At 52.6% G+C, this 23,734-nt stretch carries 23 protein-coding genes and 1 rRNA gene; 17 read left to right on the top strand and 7 right to left on the bottom strand.

Annotation, left to right across the window (positions count from 1 at the left end):
• Positions 1-42 precede the first annotated feature (42 nt).
• The 6 genes from rng to csrD form a co-directional block, all read right to left on the bottom strand.
• On the bottom strand, positions 43-1,512 hold the full coding sequence (gene rng / locus ABGA49_RS11900; RefSeq protein WP_347665598.1) for a ribonuclease G: 1,470 nt from the start codon (positions 1,510-1,512) through the stop codon (positions 43-45).
• Positions 1,502-2,095 (bottom strand): nucleoside triphosphate pyrophosphatase, encoded by a 594-nt coding sequence (locus ABGA49_RS11895; protein ID WP_061492964.1) that lies wholly within the window; start codon positions 2,093-2,095, stop codon positions 1,502-1,504. The genes rng and ABGA49_RS11895 overlap by 11 nt, the downstream gene beginning before the upstream one ends.
• 8 nt (positions 2,096-2,103) lie before the next feature.
• Complete coding sequence (gene mreD / locus ABGA49_RS11890) at positions 2,104-2,592, bottom strand: rod shape-determining protein MreD (protein ID WP_061492963.1); 489 nt, start codon at positions 2,590-2,592, stop codon at positions 2,104-2,106.
• A complete protein-coding gene (gene mreC / locus ABGA49_RS11885; RefSeq protein ID WP_061492962.1) occupies positions 2,592-3,590 on the bottom strand; it encodes a rod shape-determining protein MreC in 999 nt (332 codons plus the stop codon). Before mreC ends, mreD begins: the two co-directional genes overlap by 1 nt.
• A gap of 64 nt (positions 3,591-3,654) precedes the next feature.
• The gene (gene mreB, locus ABGA49_RS11880) at positions 3,655-4,698 is read right to left on the bottom strand and encodes a rod shape-determining protein MreB (RefSeq protein WP_006818047.1); all 1,044 of its coding nucleotides are present in this window, start codon (positions 4,696-4,698) and stop codon (positions 3,655-3,657) included.
• Positions 4,699-5,005: 307 nt separating this feature from the next.
• Positions 5,006-6,946: an RNase E specificity factor CsrD gene (gene csrD / locus ABGA49_RS11875; RefSeq protein ID WP_134318631.1), complete on the bottom strand. Its 1,941-nt coding sequence runs from the start codon at positions 6,944-6,946 to the stop codon at positions 5,006-5,008.
• A gap of 292 nt (positions 6,947-7,238) precedes the next feature.
• On the opposite strand from csrD, the gene msrP reads away from it, so the two are divergent.
• The 17 genes from msrP to ABGA49_RS11790 all read left to right on the top strand — a co-directional run bounded on the left by msrP (position 7,239) and on the right by ABGA49_RS11790 (position 23,501).
• On the top strand, positions 7,239-8,237 hold the full coding sequence (gene msrP / locus ABGA49_RS11870) for a protein-methionine-sulfoxide reductase catalytic subunit MsrP (RefSeq protein WP_134318630.1): 999 nt from the start codon (positions 7,239-7,241) through the stop codon (positions 8,235-8,237).
• The gene (msrQ, locus tag ABGA49_RS11865) at positions 8,238-8,837 is read left to right on the top strand and encodes a protein-methionine-sulfoxide reductase heme-binding subunit MsrQ (RefSeq protein WP_061492959.1); all 600 of its coding nucleotides are present in this window, start codon (positions 8,238-8,240) and stop codon (positions 8,835-8,837) included.
• A 234-nt stretch (positions 8,838-9,071) separates the two neighbouring features.
• Positions 9,072-9,524: a type II 3-dehydroquinate dehydratase gene (gene aroQ / locus ABGA49_RS11860; protein WP_061492958.1), complete on the top strand. Its 453-nt coding sequence runs from the start codon at positions 9,072-9,074 to the stop codon at positions 9,522-9,524.
• Between the two features lie 21 nt (positions 9,525-9,545).
• Positions 9,546-10,016 (top strand): acetyl-CoA carboxylase biotin carboxyl carrier protein, encoded by a 471-nt coding sequence (gene accB, locus ABGA49_RS11855; RefSeq protein ID WP_061492957.1) that lies wholly within the window; start codon positions 9,546-9,548, stop codon positions 10,014-10,016.
• Positions 10,017-10,026: 10 nt separating this feature from the next.
• Positions 10,027-11,376, top strand: coding sequence for an acetyl-CoA carboxylase biotin carboxylase subunit (accC, locus tag ABGA49_RS11850; RefSeq protein WP_061492956.1), 1,350 nt, complete (start codon positions 10,027-10,029; stop codon positions 11,374-11,376).
• 108 nt (positions 11,377-11,484) lie between these two features.
• Positions 11,485-11,727 (top strand): YhdT family protein, encoded by a 243-nt coding sequence (locus tag ABGA49_RS11845; protein WP_347665597.1) that lies wholly within the window; start codon positions 11,485-11,487, stop codon positions 11,725-11,727.
• Positions 11,717-13,168 carry a sodium/pantothenate symporter gene (panF, locus tag ABGA49_RS11840; protein WP_061492954.1) on the top strand — a complete coding sequence of 484 codons (1,452 nt, stop codon included), beginning with the start codon at positions 11,717-11,719 and terminating at the stop codon, positions 13,166-13,168. Before ABGA49_RS11845 ends, panF begins: the two co-directional genes overlap by 11 nt.
• An 11-nt stretch (positions 13,169-13,179) precedes the next feature.
• On the top strand, positions 13,180-14,061 hold the full coding sequence (gene prmA, locus ABGA49_RS11835) for a 50S ribosomal protein L11 methyltransferase (RefSeq protein ID WP_061492953.1): 882 nt from the start codon (positions 13,180-13,182) through the stop codon (positions 14,059-14,061).
• A gap of 411 nt (positions 14,062-14,472) precedes the next feature.
• Positions 14,473-15,438 (top strand): tRNA dihydrouridine synthase DusB, encoded by a 966-nt coding sequence (dusB, locus tag ABGA49_RS11830; protein WP_088236610.1) that lies wholly within the window; start codon positions 14,473-14,475, stop codon positions 15,436-15,438.
• 25 nt (positions 15,439-15,463) lie between these two features.
• Positions 15,464-15,760 carry a DNA-binding transcriptional regulator Fis gene (fis, locus tag ABGA49_RS11825; RefSeq protein WP_000462905.1) on the top strand — a complete coding sequence of 99 codons (297 nt, stop codon included), beginning with the start codon at positions 15,464-15,466 and terminating at the stop codon, positions 15,758-15,760.
• Positions 15,761-15,923: 163 nt separating this feature from the next.
• On the top strand, positions 15,924-16,085 hold the full coding sequence (locus ABGA49_RS11820; RefSeq protein ID WP_071889848.1) for a DUF2556 family protein: 162 nt from the start codon (positions 15,924-15,926) through the stop codon (positions 16,083-16,085).
• 153 nt (positions 16,086-16,238) lie between these two features.
• Positions 16,239-18,323 carry a bifunctional diguanylate cyclase/phosphodiesterase gene (locus tag ABGA49_RS11815; protein WP_061492951.1) on the top strand — a complete coding sequence of 695 codons (2,085 nt, stop codon included), beginning with the start codon at positions 16,239-16,241 and terminating at the stop codon, positions 18,321-18,323.
• 320 nt (positions 18,324-18,643) lie between these two features.
• Entirely contained in the window at positions 18,644-18,865 is a 222-nt protein-coding gene (locus ABGA49_RS11810) for a hypothetical protein (RefSeq protein WP_061492950.1), read from the top strand.
• Between the two features lie 476 nt (positions 18,866-19,341).
• A complete protein-coding gene (locus ABGA49_RS11805) occupies positions 19,342-20,367 on the top strand; it encodes an amino acid ABC transporter substrate-binding protein (RefSeq protein ID WP_061492949.1) in 1,026 nt (341 codons plus the stop codon).
• 72 nt (positions 20,368-20,439) lie between these two features.
• Positions 20,440-21,621: an amino acid ABC transporter permease gene (locus ABGA49_RS11800; RefSeq protein ID WP_347665596.1), complete on the top strand. Its 1,182-nt coding sequence runs from the start codon at positions 20,440-20,442 to the stop codon at positions 21,619-21,621.
• 9 nt (positions 21,622-21,630) lie between these two features.
• Positions 21,631-22,734 carry an amino acid ABC transporter permease gene (locus tag ABGA49_RS11795; protein WP_061492947.1) on the top strand — a complete coding sequence of 368 codons (1,104 nt, stop codon included), beginning with the start codon at positions 21,631-21,633 and terminating at the stop codon, positions 22,732-22,734.
• A gap of 8 nt (positions 22,735-22,742) precedes the next feature.
• Entirely contained in the window at positions 22,743-23,501 is a 759-nt protein-coding gene (locus tag ABGA49_RS11790) for an amino acid ABC transporter ATP-binding protein (protein WP_061492946.1), read from the top strand.
• A 127-nt stretch (positions 23,502-23,628) separates the two neighbouring features.
• Here ABGA49_RS11790 and rrf read toward each other — a convergent pair.
• Positions 23,629-23,734, bottom strand: a 5S ribosomal RNA gene (rrf, locus tag ABGA49_RS11785); the annotation flags it as partial.

The following is a 23,734-nucleotide window of genomic DNA, read 5'->3' as shown; positions in this document are numbered from 1 at the left end:
ACCCAACAACCAGACCCGCTCGTGTCGCAGCGCGCTGCGCAATCACATCATTACTACGTCGAACTGTTCCTGATTATAGAGCGGCTCGATTTGTACTTTGACCTGTTTACCGACGAAGATTTCCACCTCCGCCAGCGCGTGTGACTCTTCGCCTTTCAGTGTCTCGGCCACCGCCGGAGAAGCGTAAACCAGGAAGCGATCGGAATCGTAAGCATGATGCACACGCACAATCTCGCGCATGATTTCATAGCACACGGTTTCCACCGTTTTTACGGTGCCACGGCCATGACAGGTCGGACACTCATTACACAGAACATGTTCCACGCTTTCACGCGTGCGCTTGCGGGTCATTTCCACCAGCCCAAGTTGGGAGAAACCATTGATGCTGGTTTTCACCCGATCCTTGCTCAATGCCTGCTCCAGAGAATGCAGTACGCGACGGCGATGATCCTCATTATTCATGTCGATAAAATCGATAATGATAATGCCGCCGAGGTTGCGTAAACGCAGCTGGCGGGCGATCGCCTGCGTGGCTTCAATGTTAGTGTTGAAGATAGTGTCGTCGAGATTACGATGGCCGACAAACGCACCGGTATTGATATCCACCGTGGTCATCGCCTCGGTCTGATCAATGATCAAATAACCGCCCGATTTCAGCTCAACTTTCCGCTCCAGCGCCCGCTGAATTTCGTTTTCCACATCAAAGAGATCGAAAATCGGCTGCCGCCCGCTGTAGTGCTCAAGCTTGCTGGTCATCTCCGGGATGTACTCCGCAGTAAACTCCAGCAACGCTTCAAATGTCAGCCGGGAGTCAACGCGAATACGGTCGAGATGGGCATCGGCGAAATCGCGCAGCACACGCTGTGCCAGCGCCAGTTCGCCATACAGTTTGCAGCGCGACTGCTGGCGCTTTTTGCGCTCTATCACCTTGGTCCAGACGCGCTTCAGGTAGGCCGCATCAGAGGCGAGATCCTCTTCACATACGCCCTCCGCCGCCGTGCGAATGATAAAACCGCCCTGCTCATCGCAATAGGCTGCCACGACCTGCTTGAGGCGCTCGCGCTCGGCTTCACTTTCAATACGTTGGGAAACCCCCACATGTGCAGCACCTGGCATAAACACCAGATAACGTGAAGGGAGGGTAATGTCCGTGGTCAGGCGTGCACCTTTCGTACCGAGGGGATCTTTCACCACCTGCACCATCAGATCCTGTCCCTGACGAACCAGCTCGGAAATATCGCGGACGGTGAAGTTCTTCTGCTCTTCTCCGGCGACGCATTCAGTGTGCGGCATAATGTCGGAAGCGTGAAGGAATGCCGCCTTTTCCAGACCAATATCTACAAAAGCCGCCTGCATACCCGGCAGAACCCGGCTAACCCGACCTTTGTAGATATTGCCTACTATCCCGCGCCGTGCTTCACGCTCGATGTGAATTTCCTGAAGGATACCGCCGTCAATATACGCGACGCGTGTTTCCGATGGTGTTACGTTGACCAGTAATTCAGCCGTCATGATTATCTCTTCCCTCGCGCAGTGCGTTAAAATTGCTCAGCAATTCCCAGGTTTCTACCAGCGGTAACCCCATAACGGCATGATAGCTACCGTTAATCTTCCTGACGAAACAGCCGCCAGCGCCCTGAATACCGTAGGCGCCCGCCTTATCCAGTGGCTCACCGCTGGCAACATAAGCGGCGATATCCGCGTCTGACAACACTCTGAAGGTCACTTCCGTTTCCACCAGGCAATCGAGCAGATACTGGCTGTCCGCCAGCGCCACCGCGGTCATCACCTGATGTGTTTGCCCGGAAAGCTGACGCAACATACTGGCAGCATGCGAGGAGTCTTTCGGTTTTTCAAGCACTTCACCATTAAATATCACGATGGTATCGGCACCCAACACCGGCAGATCCTGCGTTGCCATCGCCACGCCCGCCTGCGCTTTTTCTCGCGCCAGCCGCGTTACGTATTGCCGGGCGGATTCCTGCGCCTGACGCTGTTCTTCAATGCCCGGAATAATGCGCCTGAACGTTACGCCCAACTGGGTGAGCAGTTCCTGACGACGAGGGGAGCCGGAAGCAAGCCAGATATCTGTCATAAAAACCTTTATTGCACCGCGAACTGCTGGCGAATTTTACGCATTAACAGGAACAGCCATGGCCAGAGCACGCCATTGACAAGACTGCTCCAGAAAATATCAGGCTTGAACGAAACGTTAATCACCAAAAATTCCGCCCAGAAGACAATCACTTCGGTAGCCAACGACAACAACATCACCACCAGCGCCTGTTGCCAGAGCGCCAGATTACGGAATAACTGAAATTTCAGTGCGACCAGATAGGCGACAATGCTTAATGACAACGCACGTACGCCAAGTGTGGATCCGCTAATCAGATCCAGTATGGCACCCATGGCGAAACCCGTACCGACATTTACGCGGTGCGGCAACGCCAGGATCCAGTAAAGCAGAATAAGCAGCACCCAGTTTGGCCGGTAGACAATGATGTCATCCGGCCAGGGCATAATTTGAAGCAACAGAGCAATGAAAAACGAGAGCCAGATAACCCAGCGCCCCTGGCTACGGTAACTTGCCACTATTGCCCTCCCGTCGAGGCTGAGGGAGGTGGTTGCGTCATGCCGGTCGCAGGAGCTGGCATGGGTGCTGGCGGCCCCATCACATCCGGAGAAGGCAGCACCTGCGGCATCATTTGCAGCAGACGTTCATTCGCGACGCGATGGACATCTTCCGGCGTTCTTGGGTTAGAACCATTACGATCCGCGCCCCATAACAGCAGCAGATAACGCAGACGTTGCAGACCTGCGGTTGGACGCGCCTGAATCACCGTGTAAGCACGCTGTGTATCCAGTTTGACCGAGGAAACGACCGCCACCGGATAACCTTCCGGGAAACGCCCCCCAAGGCCAGAGGTCACCAGCACGTCGCCGACACGGATATCGGTGTTCGCGGGCAGATGTTCCAGTTGGAGATCATCGGTGCAACCGTTACCAGCGGCAATCACGCGGATATCATTACGCAGTACCTGGATGGGCAATGCGTGGGTCGCATCGCAAATCAGCAGCACCCGACTGGTGAGTTTCGCTACCGCGACAACCTGCCCCACCACGCCTTTATCGCTGATCACCGGCTGACCTTCATATACGCCGTTGACGCTGCCTTTATCGATAACCACTTGATCGCTATAAGGGTCATTCACCGTTGAAATAACCTGGGTCACCATTTTTTGCTCATCCTGACGCAGCGGTGAACCCAGCAGTTCACGCAGGCGCGCGTTCTCCTGCTTATACTGCCCTAACATTAGCAGCTCGCTGTTTTTCAGCAGCAATTCCTGACGCAATGCCCGATTTTCAAGCTCAAGCTGATCGCGCGAGGCCAGCGTTTGCGAAACGCTGTCTAATAATTCGCGAGGACCGTTAGAAATAAAATAGAAAGGACTGACGGCAGTATCCATGTACGTTCTGATTTGACTGAACGTACCGAGGCGGCTGTCGGCAATAATGACTCCGAGCGCCACCAGGACCGCCAGGAAAAGACGAATCTGCAGTGACGGGCCACGGCTAAAAATTGGCTTCATAGGCTTTGCGTATTCTCAGGCCAGCCAGATTCGGAGCGACATAGAGCTCCGAATCTGACACGGACTATTCTTCGCTGAACAGGTCGCCGCCGTGCATGTCGATCATTTCCAGCGCCTTGCCGCCGCCACGCGCTACGCAAGTCAGTGGATCTTCTGCAACTACAACTGGAATACCTGTCTCTTCCATCAACAGGCGATCGAGGTTACGCAGCAGCGCGCCGCCGCCGGTCAATACCATACCGCGTTCGGAGATATCGGACGCCAGTTCCGGTGGGCACTGTTCCAGTGCGACCATCACAGCGCTTACGATGCCCGTCAACGGTTCCTGCAACGCTTCCAGAATTTCGTTGGAGTTCAGCGTGAAGCCACGCGGTACGCCTTCAGCCAGGTTACGGCCACGGACTTCAATTTCGCGCACTTCATCACCCGGGTACGCAGAACCGATTTCATGCTTGATGCGCTCTGCCGTTGCTTCACCAATCAGAGAACCGTAGTTACGGCGCACATAATTAATAATCGCTTCATCAAAACGGTCACCACCGATACGCACGGAAGAGGAGTACACCACACCGTTCAGGGAGATAACCGCCACTTCGGTGGTACCACCACCGATATCCACAACCATTGAACCGGTCGCTTCAGAAACCGGTAAGCCTGCGCCAATCGCGGCAGCCATCGGTTCTTCAATCAGAAACACTTCACGGGCGCCAGCACCCTGAGCAGATTCACGAATTGCACGGCGTTCAACCTGGGTCGCGCCAACCGGAACACAAACCAGTACACGCGGGCTCGGACGCATAAAGCTGTTGCTGTGCACTTGTTTAATAAAGTGCTGCAGCATTTTTTCGGTCACGAAGAAGTCAGCAATAACGCCGTCTTTCATCGGGCGGATAGCGGCGATATTGCCTGGCGTACGACCAAGCATCTGTTTCGCTTCATGACCTACAGCGGCTACACTTTTCGGTGAACCGGCACGATCCTGGCGAATGGCCACCACGGAAGGCTCATTCAATACGATGCCTTGTCCTTTTACATAAATCAGGGTATTCGCGGTACCCAGGTCAATGGACAGGTCATTGGAAAACATGCCACGAAATTTTTTCAACATACTGAGGGATAATCCTGAAAGCTGGGGCGGAAACAAAATCCGCTTACTTTACCAACCACACGCAGCAGCGACAAGGCGCAAAAACTGTCTGCTACGGTGAAAATTAGTGCAGTTTGTTTCCTTTGTTGCAAAACGACATGACTTCGTCCGGAAGCGATAAAATCCAACTGTTCCAGTACCCTGCGTTTACAACCTGTCAAAGGTCAAACCGGCTTTTTAAACGCCGCAACGATCCGGCGGGCAGGCAAGCACACCCCCATACAAAGCAGCGCGCATTATTCTACGTGAAAACGGCTCAAACAGCAGTTCAAACCGAATATCTTTGCGAATATTTTTTCACATTGGTATCGAGCGGTTGAGAAGCGGCGAAGAAATCCCCCTGCGCACCCGCAACGCCACATTCCACCAGCGTCTGCCATTCCACCCTGGAGCGGACGCCCGTGGCGAAAACCCGCGTACGCGTGCCTTTGCACACCTCCACAAGGCTTTGAACCAGCAACTGGTTTTCCGTGCGTTTTTCAATGTTCCTGACCAACCCCGGATGCAGCTTTAATAACTCAACATCCAACGCTTTAATCCAACTGGTGCTAACCAACGTCAGCCCCGCCTGATTAACCACCACGCGAGCGCCTAATGCATTGATCAAACGCACAACTGACTGTAATCGGCTGATGTGTTGACAAACATCCGCCTCGGCAAGTTCAAAAATAATCCGTTTACGTTGCGATTTTTCGCACTGCATTAGCGTATCACGCACCCAGCGCTGAAAACGCGGGCGGATCAGCGACTCAACCGTCACTTGCATAGCAAGGTTTTCTTCCGGCCAGAAACGGATAAACGGAATCAGTCGTGTCACCTGCTGACGGTCATACTCTTCGGATAAACCAAATTGCAGCACCATCGGCATATACTCTTCGGCAATCACTTCCTGCTCGCCGTCGTAAATACGGCACATTAATTCCCGATGATGCACCTGTCCGTCACGATTCACCGCCGGTTTCTGGTAAACACGCGGCCCACCCCGGCTTAACATTTGCTCAATCAGCGTGCGCCAGCGAACATTGCCACGCCCCTGTTCTGGTAACGAGTCATCATACACCGACCAGCTATTACCACCTTGCAGCACCGCATTGCGCGCGGCGGCTTCACTGTGCTCCATAACCTGCTCGGTGGACTGCCCGCTGCGCCAGGCGCAAATCCCGATATGCATCATATCTTCGCGGGTCAACATTTTGCTCGGCGGCAAGCCATCCACCGCGTTGAGGATCTGCCCGGCGATACTTTCCGCTTCTTTTAACGTGCGGTGTGGGAGCAGAACCGCAAAATCACTACGATGATAACGGGCCAGCAGCGCGCCAGGATAACGCATAATAAAGGTGGAGAGTAAATTGATCAGCGCAAAGAGATGCTCCTGGACCGCCGACAATCCCCAGCTATCGCGTAGCAGGTCAAAATCCGGCAGGCGGATCATCATCACCACACCATGCGCTCCGACTTTTTCCTGGTCCTCCAGTAAGGTCGCCAACTGATTATCAAAAAACAGACGGTTATTGAGGCCAGTGCGGGTATCTTGCGCGGCATAAGAGCGGATTAACGTATCCATACGACTACGCTGATCGCTGGCGAACTGGATATCCGTCAGCAGCACATCCAGCGCGCTGCTGGTGCGCGACGGCCATTCATAAATGCTGCCGCGGACTTGCGGACCTCGCTCGCCATTGAGGATCCGCGTGGCGCGTGTTTCCAGCAACTCCTGCCCGGAAAGTTGTCGGCGCAACCAGCGCACCGACAAAAAGATAATGACAATCATAAAGCCGATCGCCAGCGTTAGCGGCGCAGTCGTCAGCAGCGAACGAAAATAGTTCGCCATTGGATCCTGATAGACCAGTGTTATCACAAATCCTGGGTTTTTCACCGAAGGAATCTGCAACTCCCGGTATTGATAATTGCTGCCTGCCGGGCGGTAAGTGCTTTTACGAGTGTAACTGAGGATAACGTGCTCGCCCTGTTTGACATCAATACCGATGATGTCTACCGGCACCATTAATTCATCAAGCTGATGCAAGAGAGCAGAGGGTGAGGAGGAGATCAAACGCGCATCAACAACGGCCGCTACCGCTTGTACGCGGTTAGCAACCTTATTCTGGATAGCAGTATAAAAACTGAGTGAACAGCCAATCAGGGTAACGAAGATCGCCAATCCCGTCAGTAGTGTTACAAATGCGGAGAATTTCGTCGTTAATCGCATCCCTGTGTTAACTCCGTTTATATAAAGAACAAGACGGTTCCAGCCGGGATAACGTTACCCTGGTAAGTACTAACTTCGGCGTAGTGACGCCCCCGAGATAGCCTGCTGAGACTGGCAATAAAATGGCACCGTATTTCATTATTGCGAGTATAGACCTCAGAAATTATTTGCCAATCATCAATAGGCCAAAGAGATAGTTAAGACGCTAAATTTACAATGTTTGGTAACACACTCCTACTCGCACTAACGCATTGTTTCCACCATGCTTAAGAGGAAAGTAGCGGAGGATGCCATGAAGAAAAAACTGACCGAAGCCGACGTAACTGCCGAATCCGTTTTTATGTTACAACGCCGACAGGTACTGAAGATGTTGGGCATTGGCGCAACAGCGCTAACCCTTCCTGCCAGCGGCCATGCTGATTTACTGGACTGGTTTAAAGGCCATGACCGCCCGAAAGCCCCATCCGGTAAAGCCCTTGATTTCAGTAAACCGGACGCCTGGCAATCCACGTTGGCGCTGACGCCGGAAGATAAGGTCACCGGTTATAACAACTTCTACGAATTTGGTCTGGACAAAGCCGACCCCGCTGCCAACGCTGGCGGGATGAAAACCGACCCCTGGACATTAACCATTGATGGCGAAGTCGCGAAACCATTAACCCTTGACCATGATGCGCTGACGTCGCGCTTCCCGCTGGAAGAGCGCATTTACAGGATGCGTTGCGTGGAAGCCTGGTCAATGGTGGTGCCGTGGATTGGCTTCCCGCTCCATAAACTGCTGGCGCAGGTTGAACCCACCAGCAAGGCAAAATACGTTGCCTTCCAGACGCGCTACGCGCCAGAAGAGATGCCAGGGCAGAAGGATCGCTTTATTGGCGGCGGCCTGGCGTATCCTTACGTCGAAGGATTACGTATAGATGAAGCCATGCATCCGCTAACACTCCTCACCGTTGGCGTTTACGGTAAAGCGCTGCCGCCGCAAAATGGTGCACCTATTCGCCTGACGGTGCCGTGGAAATACGGTTTTAAAGGCATCAAGTCGATTGTCAGTATTAAACTGACCAGCCAGCGCCCGCCCACGACATGGAACCTGTCGGCACCCGATGAGTATGGTTTTTTCGCCAACGTGAATCCGCATGTTGACCACCCTCGCTGGTCGCAGGCCACCGAACGTTTTATTGGTTCAGGTGGTGCGCTGGATGTAAAACGCCAGCCAACGTTACTCTTTAACGGCTACGCTGAAGAGGTAGCTTCGCTGTATCGTGGGTTAGATTTACGGGAGAATTTCTGAGTGCGTTTAACGGCAAAACAGGTGACCTGGCTTAAAGTCCTCCTCCATCTGGCGGGGTTATTGCCTTTTATCTGGCTGTTTTGGGCTGCCAGCCAGGGCTATTTCAGCGCCGATCCGGCAAAAGATATTCAGCATTTTACCGGTCGAATGGCGCTAAAATTCCTGTTAGCCACGCTGCTGGTCACTCCCTTGGCGCGTTATGCAAAACAACCTTTATTAATTCGCACCCGCAGGCTGCTGGGATTATGGTGCTTTGCCTGGGCGACGCTGCACCTGACCAGTTATACCCTGTTGGAACTGGGTATCAACAATCTGACGTTATTGGGTCAGGAGCTGACCACGCGGCCCTATTTAATGCTCGGCGCGATAAGCTGGCTCATTTTACTGGCGCTGGCAGTCACCTCAACGCAGTGGGCGCAACGTAAATTGGGCAAACGCTGGCAGCAATTGCATAACTTCGTCTATCTGGTGGCGATCCTCGCCCCCATTCACTATCTCTGGTCAGTGAAGATTCTCTCACCGCAGCCCGTGATCTATGCCATCATCGCCGTGGCGCTATTAGCATGGCGTTATAAGAAGTTCCGCCAATGGTGGCATTAACGTCTCATTCTGTGCACTTTCCCGCAGATCTTCTATCATTCACAGCCATGTTGCTGGCGGTGATGGATAATCTTCCCTGATAAGACCAGTATTTAGCTGCCAAATGCTACGAAATCGTTATAATGTGCGACTTTGGTTTTCCTGACAGGGGTTTTTAGCCTCTGAAAAGGTGACAATCGCGCATCGAAGGTATATTTTGTTTTTTACCGGCGAATCGCAGGAGATAGCAGCATAATGGCTGACAAGTTCCACATTTTGCTTTTGAACGGACCGAACCTTAACATGCTCGGTGCCCGTGAGCCGGAGACGTATGGCTCGCTAACGCTGAACGATATTGTTAAGCAGTTGAGTACAGAAGCAGCAGCACTTGATGTGGAACTGACGCATTTTCAGTCTAACGCGGAGTACGCAATTATCGACCGTATTCATCAGGCTAAAGATACCGTGGACTCTATCCTGATCAATCCGGCCGCATTTACGCACACCAGCGTCGCTATCCGCGATGCATTGCTGGCGGTGGGCATCCCGTTTATCGAGATCCACCTCAGCAATGTGTATGCGCGGGAGCCATTCCGCCACCACTCTTATCTGTCTGATATCGCCGCTGGCGTTATCTGCGGATTGGGTGCGGATGGTTATTCATACGCTTTACAGACAGCGGTAAAACGCTTGTCACAATCACACTAAACAAGAGTACGGAACCCACTCATGGATATTCGTAAGATTAAAAAACTGATCGAGCTGGTTGAAGAATCAGGCATCTCTGAACTGGAAATTTCTGAAGGCGAAGAGTCAGTACGCATCAGCCGTAGCGCGCCGAATGCAGGTTTCCCGGTGATGCAGCAGGCTTATGCCGCACCGATGATGCAACAACCTGCACTGTCTAACGCTGTAGCACCGACAGCTGCTCCAGCAATGGAAGCACCGGCAGCGACAGAAATCAGTGGTCACATCGTACGTTCCCCGATGGTCGGGACTTTCTATCGTACCCCGAGCCCGGACGCGAAAGCGTTCTGTGAAGTTGGCCAGAAAGTCAACGTGGGCGACACCCTGTGCATCGTTGAAGCGATGAAAATGATGAACCAGATTGAAGCCGATAAAGCAGGCGTGGTGAAAGCCATTCTGGTTGAAAGTGGCCAACCGGTTGAATTTGACGAGCCGCTGGTCGTCATCGAGTAACGAGGCGCACATGCTGGATAAAATTGTTATCGCCAACCGCGGCGAGATTGCACTGCGTATTCTTCGTGCCTGTAAAGAACTGGGCATCAAGACTGTCGCTGTGCATTCCACTGCGGATCGCGATTTAAAACACGTACTGCTGGCGGACGAAACAGTCTGTATCGGTCCGGCGCCGTCCGTAAAAAGTTATCTGAATATCCCGGCAATCATTTCCGCTGCCGAAATCACCGGCGCGGCTGCGATTCACCCGGGGTATGGCTTCCTTTCCGAAAACGCTAACTTTGCTGAGCAGGTTGAGCGTTCCGGCTTTATCTTCATCGGTCCGAAAGCAGAAACCATCCGCCTGATGGGCGACAAAGTGTCGGCAATTAACGCGATGAAACAAGCTGGCGTACCATGTGTACCGGGCTCTGATGGCCCGCTGGGCGATGACACCGAGGTGAACCGCGCCCATGCGAAACGCATTGGTTACCCGGTAATCATCAAGGCCTCCGGCGGCGGTGGCGGTCGCGGTATGCGCGTTGTGCGTAAAGATGCCGATCTGGCGCAGTCTATCGCCATGACCCGTGCGGAAGCGAAAGCCGCTTTCAACAACGACATGGTGTACATGGAGAAATACCTGGAAAATCCTCGCCACGTCGAGATCCAGGTACTGGCCGACGGCCAGGGCAACGCTATCTATCTGGCTGAGCGCGACTGCTCTATGCAGCGTCGTCACCAGAAAGTGGTTGAAGAAGCACCTGCACCGGGCATTACACCGGAACTGCGTCGCTTTATCGGTGAACGCTGTGCGAAAGCCTGTGTTGAAATCGGTTATCGCGGAGCGGGTACGTTCGAGTTCCTGTTCGAAAACGGTGAGTTCTACTTCATTGAGATGAACACCCGTATTCAGGTTGAACACCCGGTAACGGAAATGATCACCGGCGTTGACCTGATCAAAGAGCAGTTGCGTATTGCCGCCGGTCAGCCGCTGTCCATCAAACAGGAAGACGTGATGGTTAAAGGCCATGCGGTAGAGTGCCGTATCAACGCCGAAGATCCGAACACCTTCCTGCCAAGTCCGGGTAAAATCACGCGTTTCCACGCGCCGGGCGGTTTTGGTGTACGCTGGGAATCGCACATTTACGCCGGGTACACTGTCCCGCCGTATTACGATTCAATGATCGGCAAACTGATTTGCTTTGGTGAAACCCGCGAAGTGGCAATTGCACGTATGAAGAATGCGTTGCAGGAGCTGATTATCGACGGCATTAAAACCAACGTTGATCTGCAGATGCGTATTATGAGCGACGAGAATTTCCAGCGCGGTGGAACCAATATCCACTACCTGGAGAAAAAACTCGGTTTGCAGGAAAAATAATCTGTAAACAGCGCAAGAGGCCGGATTTTCCGGCCTTTTTTCTTTTTCTCTCCCCTCATCTTTTCCATAGGGTACAATCCCCGCTTTCTTCATCCACAAGGGAATACAATGGACAAGCGTTTTGTTCAGGCCCACAAAGAAGCCCGTTGGGCGCTGTGGCTGACCCTTCTTTATCTAGCCGCCTGGTTAGTATGTGCTTACATACCCAATTCCGTACAGGGATTCACCGGGCTGCCGCGCTGGTTTGAGCTGGCCTGCCTGCTCACGCCATTGGTGTTTATTTTGCTGTGCTGGGGAATGGTGCGTTTTATCTTCCGCGATATCGCCCTGGAGGATAACGATGCAGAATGAAATCATTGCCGTACTGGTCATCTATTTAATTGTGGTTTTTGGCCTCTCTTTTTACGCCATGCGTCAGCGCAGCAGTGGAACCTTCCTGAGCGAGTATTTCCTCGGTAGCCGTTCAATGGGTGGCTTTGTGCTGGCGATGACGTTGACCGCCACCTATGTCAGTGCCAGCTCTTTTATTGGCGGGCCAGGCGCTGCCTATAAATTCGGGCTGGGGTGGGTACTGCTGGCGATGATCCAGGTGCCGACAATCTGGTTGTCGCTGGGTATTCTTGGCAAGAAGTTCGCCATACTGGCGCGCCGTTATAACGCCATCACCCTGAATGATATGTTGATGGCGCGCTACCAAAACCGCGCGGTGGTCTGGATTGCCAGCGTCAGTCTGTTGGTGGCGTTTGTTGGCGCCATTGCGGTGCAGTTTATTGGCGGCGCGCGTTTACTGGAAACCGCTGCCGGCATTAAATATGAAACCGGGCTGCTGATCTTCGGCATTACGATTGCACTGTACACCGCGTTTGGCGGCTTCCGCGCCAGCGTTTTGAACGACACAATGCAAGGGATGGTGATGCTGATCGGCACTCTGGTGCTGCTGGTCGGTGTGATCCATGCCGCAGGAGGCCTGCATAATGCAGTCGACACCCTGCAACATATCGATCCCAAACTGGTCAGCCCGCATGGCGCATCGGATATTCTCACGCCGGCATTTATGACCTCATTCTGGGTGCTGGTCTGTTTCGGTGTGATTGGCCTGCCACATACCGCTGTACGCTGCATCTCGTATAAAGACAGTAAATCCGTGCATCGCGGCATTGTCATTGGCACTGTTGTCATTGCACTGTTAATGCTCGGTATGCATCTGGCGGGCGCACTGGGCCGTGCCGTGCTGCCACATCTGTCGGTACCGGATCTCGTGATCCCGACGTTGATGGTTGAAGTGCTGCCGCCATGGGCGGCGGGTCTGTTCCTCGCAGCACCGATGGCGGCGATCATGTCGAACGTGAATGCGCATCTGTTACAGGCTTCTGCAACGATCGTGAAAGATCTCTGGCTCAACGCGCAGCCGACTAAAATACATCATGAGCAGCGTCTGAAACGCATCTCCACGATCACCACCCTGGTGCTTGGGATCCTGATGATGCTGGCGGCATGGCGGCCGCCGGAAATGATCATCTGGCTAAACCTGCTGGCGTTTGGCGGGCTGGAAGCCGTGTTCTTGTGGCCGCTGGTGCTGGGGCTTTACTGGGAACGCGCGAACGCGGTGGGCGCGCTCAGCGCGATGATTGTCGGCGGTGTGCTGTATGCCGTGCTCGCCACCTTTAATATTCAATACCTGGGCTTCCACCCGATTGTGCCCTCGTTACTGTTAAGTTTGCTGGCTTTCGTTGTCGGGAACCGTTTTGGTCAACCGGCGTCGCAGGCTCCGACTATCTCTGTTAATCAATAAAGAGTTAAGACATGCCCTGGATCCAACTGAAACTGAACACCACCGGCGCTAACGCCGAAGAGCTGAGCGATGCCCTGATGGAAGCGGGTGCCGTTTCCATTACTTTCCAGGACACGCATGATACGCCGGTGTTCGAGCCATTGCCGGGCGAAACGCGCCTGTGGGGCGATACCGATGTTATCGGCCTGTTCGATGCCGAAACCGAGATGAATGACGTTATCGCCCAACTCGCTTGCCACCCACTACTGGGTGAAGGTTTCGTCCACAAGATTGAGCAACTGGAAGATAAAGACTGGGAACGCGAATGGATGGATAACTTCCACCCGATGCGTTTTGGCGAGCGTTTGTGGATCTGCCCAAGCTGGCGCGATGTCCCGGACCCTAATGCGGTTAATGTGATGCTCGATCCGGGCCTGGCCTTTGGCACGGGCACCCACCCAACAACGTCACTCTGTCTGCAATGGCTCGATAGCCTGGATCTGGCAGGCAAGACAGTGATCGACTTTGGTTGTGGCTCAGGGATCCTCGCGATCGCCGCCCTCAAGCTTGGCGCAGCTAAAGCGATCGGTATTGATATCGATCCGCAGGCCATCCAGGCAAGCCGCGATAATGCAGAGCGTAATGGGGTATCAGAACGTCTGGAACTCTATCTGCCACACGATCAGCCAGAAGCGATGCAGGCCGACGTCGTGGTCGCCAATATCTTGGCAGGCCCGTTGCGTGAACTGGCACCGTTAATCAGCGTGCTGCCCGTTGAGGGCGGTTTACTGGGCCTTTCTGGTATCCTTGCCAGCCAGGCAGATAGTGTCTGTGAAGCCTATGCCGACATCTTCACCCTCGATCCGGTGGTGGAGAAAGAGGAGTGGTGCCGCATCACCGGTCAGAAAAAATAATCTTCTCAGCGTGGCCTGCGGGCCACGTTTTCATGTCGCTTCGTCTTTTTCGCCTTTCCCCAACCGCAAGTCATCCTCAAACGCCACAGGGTTGTCGAATAATCCCAAAAAATGTCAGGTCAAAAATTGCGAGCAGGTTCGCAAAACCCGCCTTTTTTGCGCGAAATAAAAGCAATCCCCCTGCTTATTCCCCGGTAAAAAACGATTACTTGTGTGAATTTATCTCCTTAACAAAATTTTTCTCTTTCCAGTAACCTAATGAAAAATATGGTTTAATATTTTGAACCCCTGCCATTGCTGGCGATTCCTTGATCTACAACAGAGGATTGCTCAAAGTTTGGCCTTTCATCTCGTGCGAAAAATGCGTAATATACGCCGCCTTGCAGTCACAGTATGGTCATTTCTTAACTCATGCGCATCGGACACCACCAGCTCAGAAATCGCCTGATCGCAGCGCCGATGGCTGGCATTACTGACAGGCCATTCCGGACGTTGTGCTACGAGATGGGAGCCGGTCTGACCGTATCCGAGATGATGTCGTCTAACCCGCAGGTTTGGGAAAGCGACAAGTCCCGATTGCGGATGGTGCACATTGATGAACCCGGTATTCGCACCGTGCAAATTGCAGGTAGCGACCCGGATGAAATGGCGGAAGCCGCACGTATTAACGTGGAAAGCGGCGCCCAGATTATTGATATCAATATGGGTTGCCCGGCCAAAAAGGTGAATCGTAAGCTGGCAGGTTCAGCCCTGCTGCAATACCCGGATCTGGTGAAGTCGATCCTGTCCGCGGTGGTGAATGCAGTGGATGTACCCGTTACGCTGAAGATTCGCACGGGTTGGGCTCCGGAACACCGTAACTGCGTAGAAATTGCCCAACTGGCTGAAGATTGTGGTATCCAGGCTCTGACCATTCATGGACGCACCCGCGCCTGTTTGTTCAATGGAGAAGCTGAATACGACAGTATTCGGGCAGTTAAGCAGAAAGTTTCCATTCCGATTATCGCGAATGGCGACATTACTGACCCGCTTAAAGCCAGAGCTGTGCTCGACTATACGGGGGCGGATGCCCTGATGATAGGCCGTGCAGCTCAGGGAAGACCCTGGATCTTTCGGGAAATCCAGCATTATCTGGACACTGGGGAGCTGCTGGCCCCGCTGCCTTTGGCAGAGGTTAAGCGCTTGCTTTGCGCGCACGTTCGGGAACTGCATGACTTTTATGGTCAGGCAAAAGGTTACCGAATCGCGCGTAAACACGTCTCCTGGTATCTCCAGGAGCACGCTCCGAATGACCAGTTTCGGCGCACATTCAACGCCATTGAGAATGCCAGCGAACAGCTGGAGGCGTTGGAGGCATACTTCGAAAATTTTGCGTAAACAGAAATAAAGAGCTGACAGAACTATGTTCGAACAACGCGTAAATTCTGACGTACTGACCGTTTCTACCGTTAACTCTCAGGATCAGGTAACCCAAAAACCGCTCCGTGATTCGGTAAAACAGGCACTGAAGAACTATTTTGCTCAACTGAATGGTCAGGATGTTAATGACCTGTATGAGCTGGTACTGGCTGAAGTAGAACAGCCACTGTTGGACATGGTGATGCAATACACCCGTGGTAATCAGACCCGCGCGGCGCTGATGATGGGCATCAACCGCGGCACGCTGCGTAAAAAACTGAAAAAATACGGCATGAACTGATTTTCAATCAGTGAGTTGTATTGATAAAAAGGCGCTAACCGGCATGGGGAAGCGCCTTTTTTATTGCCTGAAATACCCCACAAAACCCCGCTTTCCTCGTCTTTTCACCGTCGTGGTTTCATGTATATTTTCAGCAAATGGTTGCAAGATAGGGAAACACGGGATGATTCGCAAATATTGGTGGCTGGTAGCTTTCGCTCTGTCGATCCTGATTCTGGATGTCGTAATCATGCAGTGGATTGAATATCTGACGACCGAAATGGATAAGTGCCGCAATATGAACTCCGTGAACCCACTCAAACTGGTGAACTGCGAAAGCTTGTAAGTGGTGGAAACTCGCGACAATACCGCTTTCGCCCCGGCTAACGCTGGGGTTTAAATCGCTTTGAGCCATCCCTTACGATGACAATGTCTCAGCCCTTTTCGCCCGACGACGGCAGTAATGCGTAACGCCCTTAGTGAATGAGTTGATGACATCATGCTGGTTAGCCAATACGACTATATCCTGGTTGTTGTTTCTTTTATCGTCGCCATCCTGGCCTCTTATACTGCATTGAACATGGCCGGTCGCGTCTCCACCAGTACGGGTGCGTCAGCCTGGATCTGGTTAACAGGCGGCGGTATCGCAATGGGGATCGGCATCTGGGCGATGCATTTTATCGGTATGCTGGCCATGGATATATCAATGAGTATGCGCTACGAACCGCTGCTTACCGTTATATCCATGTTCATTGCCATTGGCTCCTCACTGTTCGCGCTTTGGCTGGTTAGCGCGCCACGACTCAATCTACAGCGCCTGATCCCCGGTTCTATTGTGATGGGGCTTGGCATTGTCGCGATGCATTATACCGGGATGGCCGCCTTGCAGGTCTCACCGGCTATTGTCTGGAATATGAACTGGGTCGCCTTGTCGGTAGTGATTGCACTGGCGGCATCTTTTGCCGCGTTGTGGCTCACTTTCCGTTTACGCCATGAGGCCGCGCAAGTGGCATTAATGCGCTTTGGTGCCGCCATTCTGATGGGGATTGCGATTGCCGGAATGCATTACACCGGGATGACAGCTGCGCAATTTCCCCAGCAGCACATCATGGGGAATAGCGGTTTTAGCAATAACTGGCTGGCGATTCTGGTCAGTATGATGGCGTTCTCGGTGCTGGGCATTACGTTACTGGTGTCGATGTTCGATGCGCGTCTGCAGGCCCGCACGTCGTTGCTTGCGACGTCACTGGCTGCAGCTAATCGTGAACTGGCGCGCCTGGCCCTGCACGATACGCTTACCCGTTTACCTAACCGCGTATTACTGGAAGACCGCCTTGAGCAGGCCATTACGAAAGCCAACCGCGAAAGATCCTGTTTTGCCCTGATGTTTATGGATCTTGATGGTTTTAAAACCGTCAACGACGCCTGGGGCCATGATGTCGGCGATAAGCTTCTGATTGCAGTGACTGACCGCCTGACGCAACAGCTAAAAGGACAATATACGCTGGCGCGAATCGGCGGCGACGAATTTGTCTTACTGGTCGAAGTCAGTGCGCCTGATGAAGCGGCCACCCTTGCCAATTCCCTGGTGCACGTTATTGATAAACCGTTCAACATCGATCCCTATGATGTCATGGTCACGCTAAGCGTGGGCATCGCGCTGTATCCGCATGACGGTAAGAATGAGCGTGAGATGATGTTCAACGCCGATGCAGCGATGTACCACACTAAGCATATGGGGCGTAATGGCTATCATTTTTTCCAGCCGTCAATGAATGCGCTGGCGCAAACGCAACTCCACTTGCTCAATGATTTATGGTCTGCGCTGGAACATCAGGAATTTCGTCTGGTGTATCAACCTAAATTCAACGCCCCTTCAGGCCCGGTGATTGGTTTTGAGGCGCTCCTGCGCTGGGATCATCCACAAAGGGGTCGCCTGACGCCGGATGTGTTTCTCCCTTTGGCCGAAAAAACCGGGCTCATTGTCCCCTTGGGCAACTGGGTGGTAGACGAAGCCTGCCGACAGCTTAGCGAATGGCGCAAGCAGGGCCGTCTGGTATGGTCAATTGCAGTGAATCTCTCAACGCTTCAGTTTGAGCAATCCGCACTGGTCGAGACCATTATTGCCACGCTCAAGAAGCATGATGTGCCAGCGGACAAGCTGATCCTTGAAGTGACGGAAACCACTGCGATGAACAACCCGGACGAGAGCGTGCGGGTGCTAACAAAACTGACTGAATTGGGTGTGAAGGCGTCTATTGATGATTTCGGTACTGGTTACTCCAGCCTGCTGTATCTGAAACGCCTGCCGGCCAGTGAGTTAAAAATCGATCGCGCATTTGTACGTGAACTCAGTCGTAAAGGCGATGACGCCACGATAGTCTCTGCCATCGTGGCGCTGGCAAAAACGCTGAATCTGAAAGTGGTCGCCGAAGGGGTGGAAACGGAAGAGCAGCGCGCGTTCCTCACCGAACTCGGCTGTAATACCCTGCAAGGTTATTTACTGGGGAAGCCTGTGAGCGCTGAATCCATTACCGCAGAAGCCTACATACATCCCGATGAAAATATTCACGAAGGAAAATGAACAGGTTAAATAAAAACGCCTGTGGCGTTGTTATTTAACCTGGGCGGATATTTTTTTATTATTCTCGCGGTAACAAGGGATTTATGTCTCACCAGACTGTCATTAATGCCACTAAAGGATATATCGTTTATTTACGATTCATCTTTTCTGCACGATTGTTCCTACTATCCGGTTTTACCTCCATGATGTTTACACTGCACATACTTTGAGATTATTACTACACAGCAAGCCACTATGCCAATGGTAAAATAATGGCATCGGTTCTGGACGGGTATCGCTATTATCGATACCGGGAATCGTGATTATTTCGAGGTAACATCATGAAAAAATTCATTTCCATTGCGTTGCTGTCTACTGTTCTGGCTGGCTGCGCTCACGATTCTCCTTGTGTACCGGTTTACGACGATCAAGGCCGTCTGGTACACACCAATACCTGTATGAAAGGGACCACCCAGGACAATTGGGAAACCGCCGGGGCAATAGCCGGTGGCGCAGCCGCACTGGCAGGCCTGACGTTGGGTATCGTGGCCTTAACCAAATGATCTCACGAAAGCGCGGCGCCCCCGCGCTTTTGCTTTATAACAGTGCAACGATTTCCTCAGGCGTAAATTTTTGGCTTCACAAAGAAGCAATAAAAGAAAACATCCTTTTCATCCTGCCGGTAAAACCCCCTCTTTTTTATTTCCTTTGCGCCAGGACGTGATTCATTTCACAAAGCGATGCCATTCAATATTTTGCTTATATTCACCCTGGAAACTTGTCTGTTAATTCCAGGTAACAGATGTTCCTTTTTTGCTCCATTTTGTGGCGCAGGTTATAGTTTTGCACCAGCACAGGGCAAAAGTTTTATTTTTTACTGTCTACACTCTCAATATTGCGTGTTCAGCACCCTCAAATGTGCTGTCCGCAAAACTGGCACTACCTTTGCTTTAAAGAGTATGGCCATAGCCACAGACAGGTTTCAGGCGTTTCCCGGACGCCTTATATAACGATAAATTTTCGCCACACAGGATGCATTATGAAAAAGATGATGATCGCCAGCCTGGCCGCCGCCAGCGTGCTGTTTGCCATTGCAAACCAGGCGCACGCGGGCACAACGCTGGATGCCGTGAAAAAGAAAGGCTTTGTACAATGCGGTATCAGCGACGGTCTGCCTGGCTTCTCCTACGCGGATGCGAGCGGTAAATTCACCGGTATCGACGTGGACGTTTGCCGCGGCGTTGCCGCCGCCGTATTCGGTGACGATACAAAAGTTAAATACACCCCGCTGACCGCAAAAGAGCGTTTTACGGCGTTGCAGTCCGGCGAAGTGGATATGCTCTCACGTAACACCACCTGGACTTCCTCACGCGACGGCGGTATGGGTCTTTCCTTTACTGGCGTCACCTATTATGACGGTATCGGCTTTCTGACGCATAACAAAGCGGGTCTGAAAAGCGCCAAAGAGCTTGATGGCGCAACCGTTTGTATTCAGGCTGGCACCGACACCGAGCTGAACGTGGCGGATTATTTCAAATCCAACAATATGAAATATACGCCGGTCACGTTTGACCGCTCCGACGAATCGGCAAAAGCGCTGGAATCAGGTCGTTGCGATACGCTGGCGTCTGACCAGTCTCAGCTGTATGCATTGCGTATTAAACTGAGCAACCCTGCCGAGTGGATCGTACTGCCGGAAGTGATCTCGAAAGAGCCTTTGGGTCCGGTTGTTCGCCGCGGTGATGATGACTGGTTCTCCATCGTCCGCTGGACGCTGTTCGCCATGCTGAATGCCGAAGAAATGGGCATCAACTCGAAGAACGTCGACGAGAAAGCGGCGAACCCGGCCACGCCGGATATGGCGCACCTGCTGGGCAAAGAGGGCGACTTCGGCAAGGACCTGAAGCTGGATAATAAATGGGCTTATAACATCATCAAGAAAGTCGGTAACTACTCTGAAGTGTTCGAACGTAACGTCGGTTCTGAGAGCGCGCTGAAAATCAAACGTGGCCAGAACAATCTCTGGAACAACGGCGGCATCCAGTACGCTCCGCCGGTACGCTAATTTGTAAGTGCTGTAACGGGCGTCACCCCGCGTGACGCCCAGCCCAGAGTCATGGTTACTGAGGTTTTCCCTATGTCCCATCGCCGCCCAACCGTGAAAGGCGCTATTTCCCTTTCAAACCCTGCGGTTCGCGCCTGGCTGTTTCAAATTATTGCGATTGTGGCCGTGGTCGCTATTGCCATCTATTTGATACACAACACTGTTACTAACCTGAATAATCGCGGGATCACCTCCGGCTTTGCCTTCCTCGACCGCGCCGCCGGTTTTGGTATTGTTCAACATCTTATCGATTATGAGCAGGGCGATACCTATGGCCGTGTGTTTCTTGTTGGCCTGCTTAATACGCTGCTGGTCTCCGCATTGTGTATTGTTTTCGCGTCTTTCCTTGGCTTTTTCCTGGGCCTTGCGCGTCTTTCAGAAAACTGGTTACTGCGTAAGTTATCGACGGTTTATATCGAAACTTTCCGCAACATCCCGCCGCTATTGCAGATTTTCTTTTGGTACTTTGCGGTGCTGCGTAATTTGCCAGGCCCCCGCCAGGCAGTCAGCGCAATGGATCTCGTCTTTCTGAGCAACCGTGGGTTGTATATTCCTTCCCCCCAGATGGGCGAGGGTGTACTGCCATTTATTGTCGCCATTGTGATTGCGTTGATCGCCACTGTCGGTCTGTTCCGCTTTAATAAAGCACACCAGATTAAAACCGGGCAATTACGCAGAACATGGCCGACTGCGCTGGGGTTAATCATTGGACTGCCGCTGCTGGCACATTGGGTGTTCGGTGCTGCATTGCATTGGGAAATACCGGAGCTGCGCGGATTTAACTTCCGCGGTGGTATGGTGCTGATCCCGGAACTGGCGGCACTGACCATTGCGCTGTCGGTGTATACCTCTGCGTTTATCGCCGAGATTATTCGCTCTGGCATCCAGTCTGTCCCTCATGGGCAACACGAAGCGGCTCGCTCGCTGGGGTTGCCGAATCCGGTGACGCTGCGCCAGGTCATTATTCCGCAAGCGTTGCGTGTGATTATTCCCCCGCTGACCAGCCAGTACCTGAATATTGCGAAAAACTCCTCTCTGGCCGCTGCTATCGGCTACCCGGATATGGTGTCGCTGTTTGCCGGTACGGTACTAAACCAGACGGGGCAGGCCATTGAAACAATTGCTATCACGATGTCTGTTTACCTGCTTATCAGCCTGTCGATTTCCCTGCTGATGAACATCTATAACCGTCGCATTGCACTGATTGAGCGCTAAGGAACGAAGATGACAAAAGCTATTCTGTCTCCTGCTACGCGCCCGACACCGGCAGGCAGTAGCGGTATTGTGTTATGGGTGCGGAAAAATCTCTTTTCCAGTTGGTCTAACGCTCTGCTGACGCTTTTTTGTCTGTGGTTGATGTGGGAATTGATCCCGCCTTTGCTGGAATGGACACTATTTCAGGCAAACTGGGTGGGTTCCACCCGTGCGGATTGCACGAAAGCGGGAGCCTGTTGGGTGTTTATTCATGAGCGTTTTGGCCAGTTTATGTATGGTCTTTATCCTCACGATCAGCGCTGGCGTATTAACCTGGCGTTGCTTGTGGGTCTGCTCTCTATTGCCCCCATGTTCTGGAAAGCGTTGCCGCGCCGTGGCCGCTATATCGCCTGTTGGGCCATCGTCTATCCGATTGTGGTCTGGTGGCTGATGTTTGGCGGGTTTCTTGGGTTGGATCGTGTTGAGACCCGTCAGTGGGGCGGTTTAACCCTGACGCTGATTATTGCGTCAGTGGGGATTGCCGGCGCATTACCACTCGGCATTTTGCTGGCGTTGGGTCGTCGTTCGAAGATGCCCGTTGTGCGAGTGCTGTCCGTCGTCTTTATTGAGTTTTGGCGCGGTGTTCCGCTGATCACTGTTCTGTTTATGTCCTCCGTCATGCTGCCGCTGTTTATGTCTGAAGGGACGAGTATAGATAAGCTGATTCGTGCGCTGGTCGGGGTGATCCTGTTCCAGTCGGCTTACGTGGCTGAAGTGGTCCGTGGCGGTTTGCAGGCACTGCCGAAGGGGCAATACGAAGCGGCAGAATCACTGGCGCTGGGTTACTGGAAAACGCAGGGCTTAGTGATTTTACCGCAGGCCTTGAAGCTGGTGATCCCGGGACTGGTGAATACCATTATTGCACTGTTCAAAGATACCAGTCTGGTGATCATCATCGGTCTGTTTGATCTGTTCAGTAGCGTACAGCAGGCCACAGTGGATCCCGCATGGCTTGGTATGTCGACTGAAGGTTATGTCTTTGCAGCGTTAGTTTACTGGATTTTTTGTTTTAGCATGTCGCGCTATAGCCAGCATCTGGAGAAGCGCTTTAACACCGGGCGTACACCGCACTGAGGATCCCCATGAGTAATACAATTATGCAATCTGGCGACGCGATGATTACGCTCGAGAATGTGAACAAATGGTATGGGCAATTCCACGTCCTGAGAGATATCAATCTGAATGTGAAACAGGGCGAGCGCATTGTGCTTTGCGGCCCTTCCGGCTCAGGAAAATCGACAACCATCCGATGTATTAATCATCTTGAAGAACATCAACAAGGACGGATTGTCGTAGATGGGATCGAGCTGAACGAAGATATCCGCAATATTGAGAAGATCCGTCAGGAAGTCGGTATGGTGTTCCAGCATTTCAATTTATTCCCTCATCTTACGGTACTGCAAAACTGTACGCTGGCACCTGTTTGGGTGCGTAAGATGCCGAAGAAAGAAGCTGAAGCGCTGGCAATGCACTACCTGGAACGTGTGCGTATTGCCGAGCATGCGCATAAGTTCCCGGGGCAAATTTCCGGTGGGCAGCAGCAGCGTGTGGCTATTGCCCGTTCGCTTTGCATGAAGCCGAAGATTATGTTGTTCGATGAACCTACTTCTGCACTGGATCCGGAGATGGTAAAAGAGGTACTGGATACCATGATCGGACTGGCTCAGTCAGGCATGACAATGTTGTGTGTAACGCATGAAATGGGATTTGCCCGTACTGTTGCTGACCGGGTGATCTTTATGGATCGCGGTGAAATCGTGGAGCAGGCACCACCAGAAGAATTCTTCGCGAACCCGAAATCAGAACGTACTCGTGCGTTCCTGTCGCAGGTTATCCATTAGTCAGTCAGACTGTTTTAGTGAAAGCCACCTGTGCAGGTGGCTTTTTTATTGCCTGTATATCAACGATCTGAGATCGGTACAAAACAAAAGGCCCCGTCTTTCGACGAGGCCTTTTGTTTTAATTGATGCCTGGCAGTTCCCTACTCTCGCATGGGGAGACCCCACACTACCATCGGCGCTACGGCGTTTCACTTCTGAGTTCGGCATGGGGTCAGGTGGGACCACCGCGCTAG

This window comes from Kosakonia sp. WA-90, assembly GCF_039871955.1.
Lineage (GTDB): Bacteria > Pseudomonadota > Gammaproteobacteria > Enterobacterales > Enterobacteriaceae > Kosakonia > Kosakonia oryzendophytica.
Note: the sequence above shows the minus strand (reverse complement) of the source record. Positions and strands in the feature narration are given on the sequence as shown.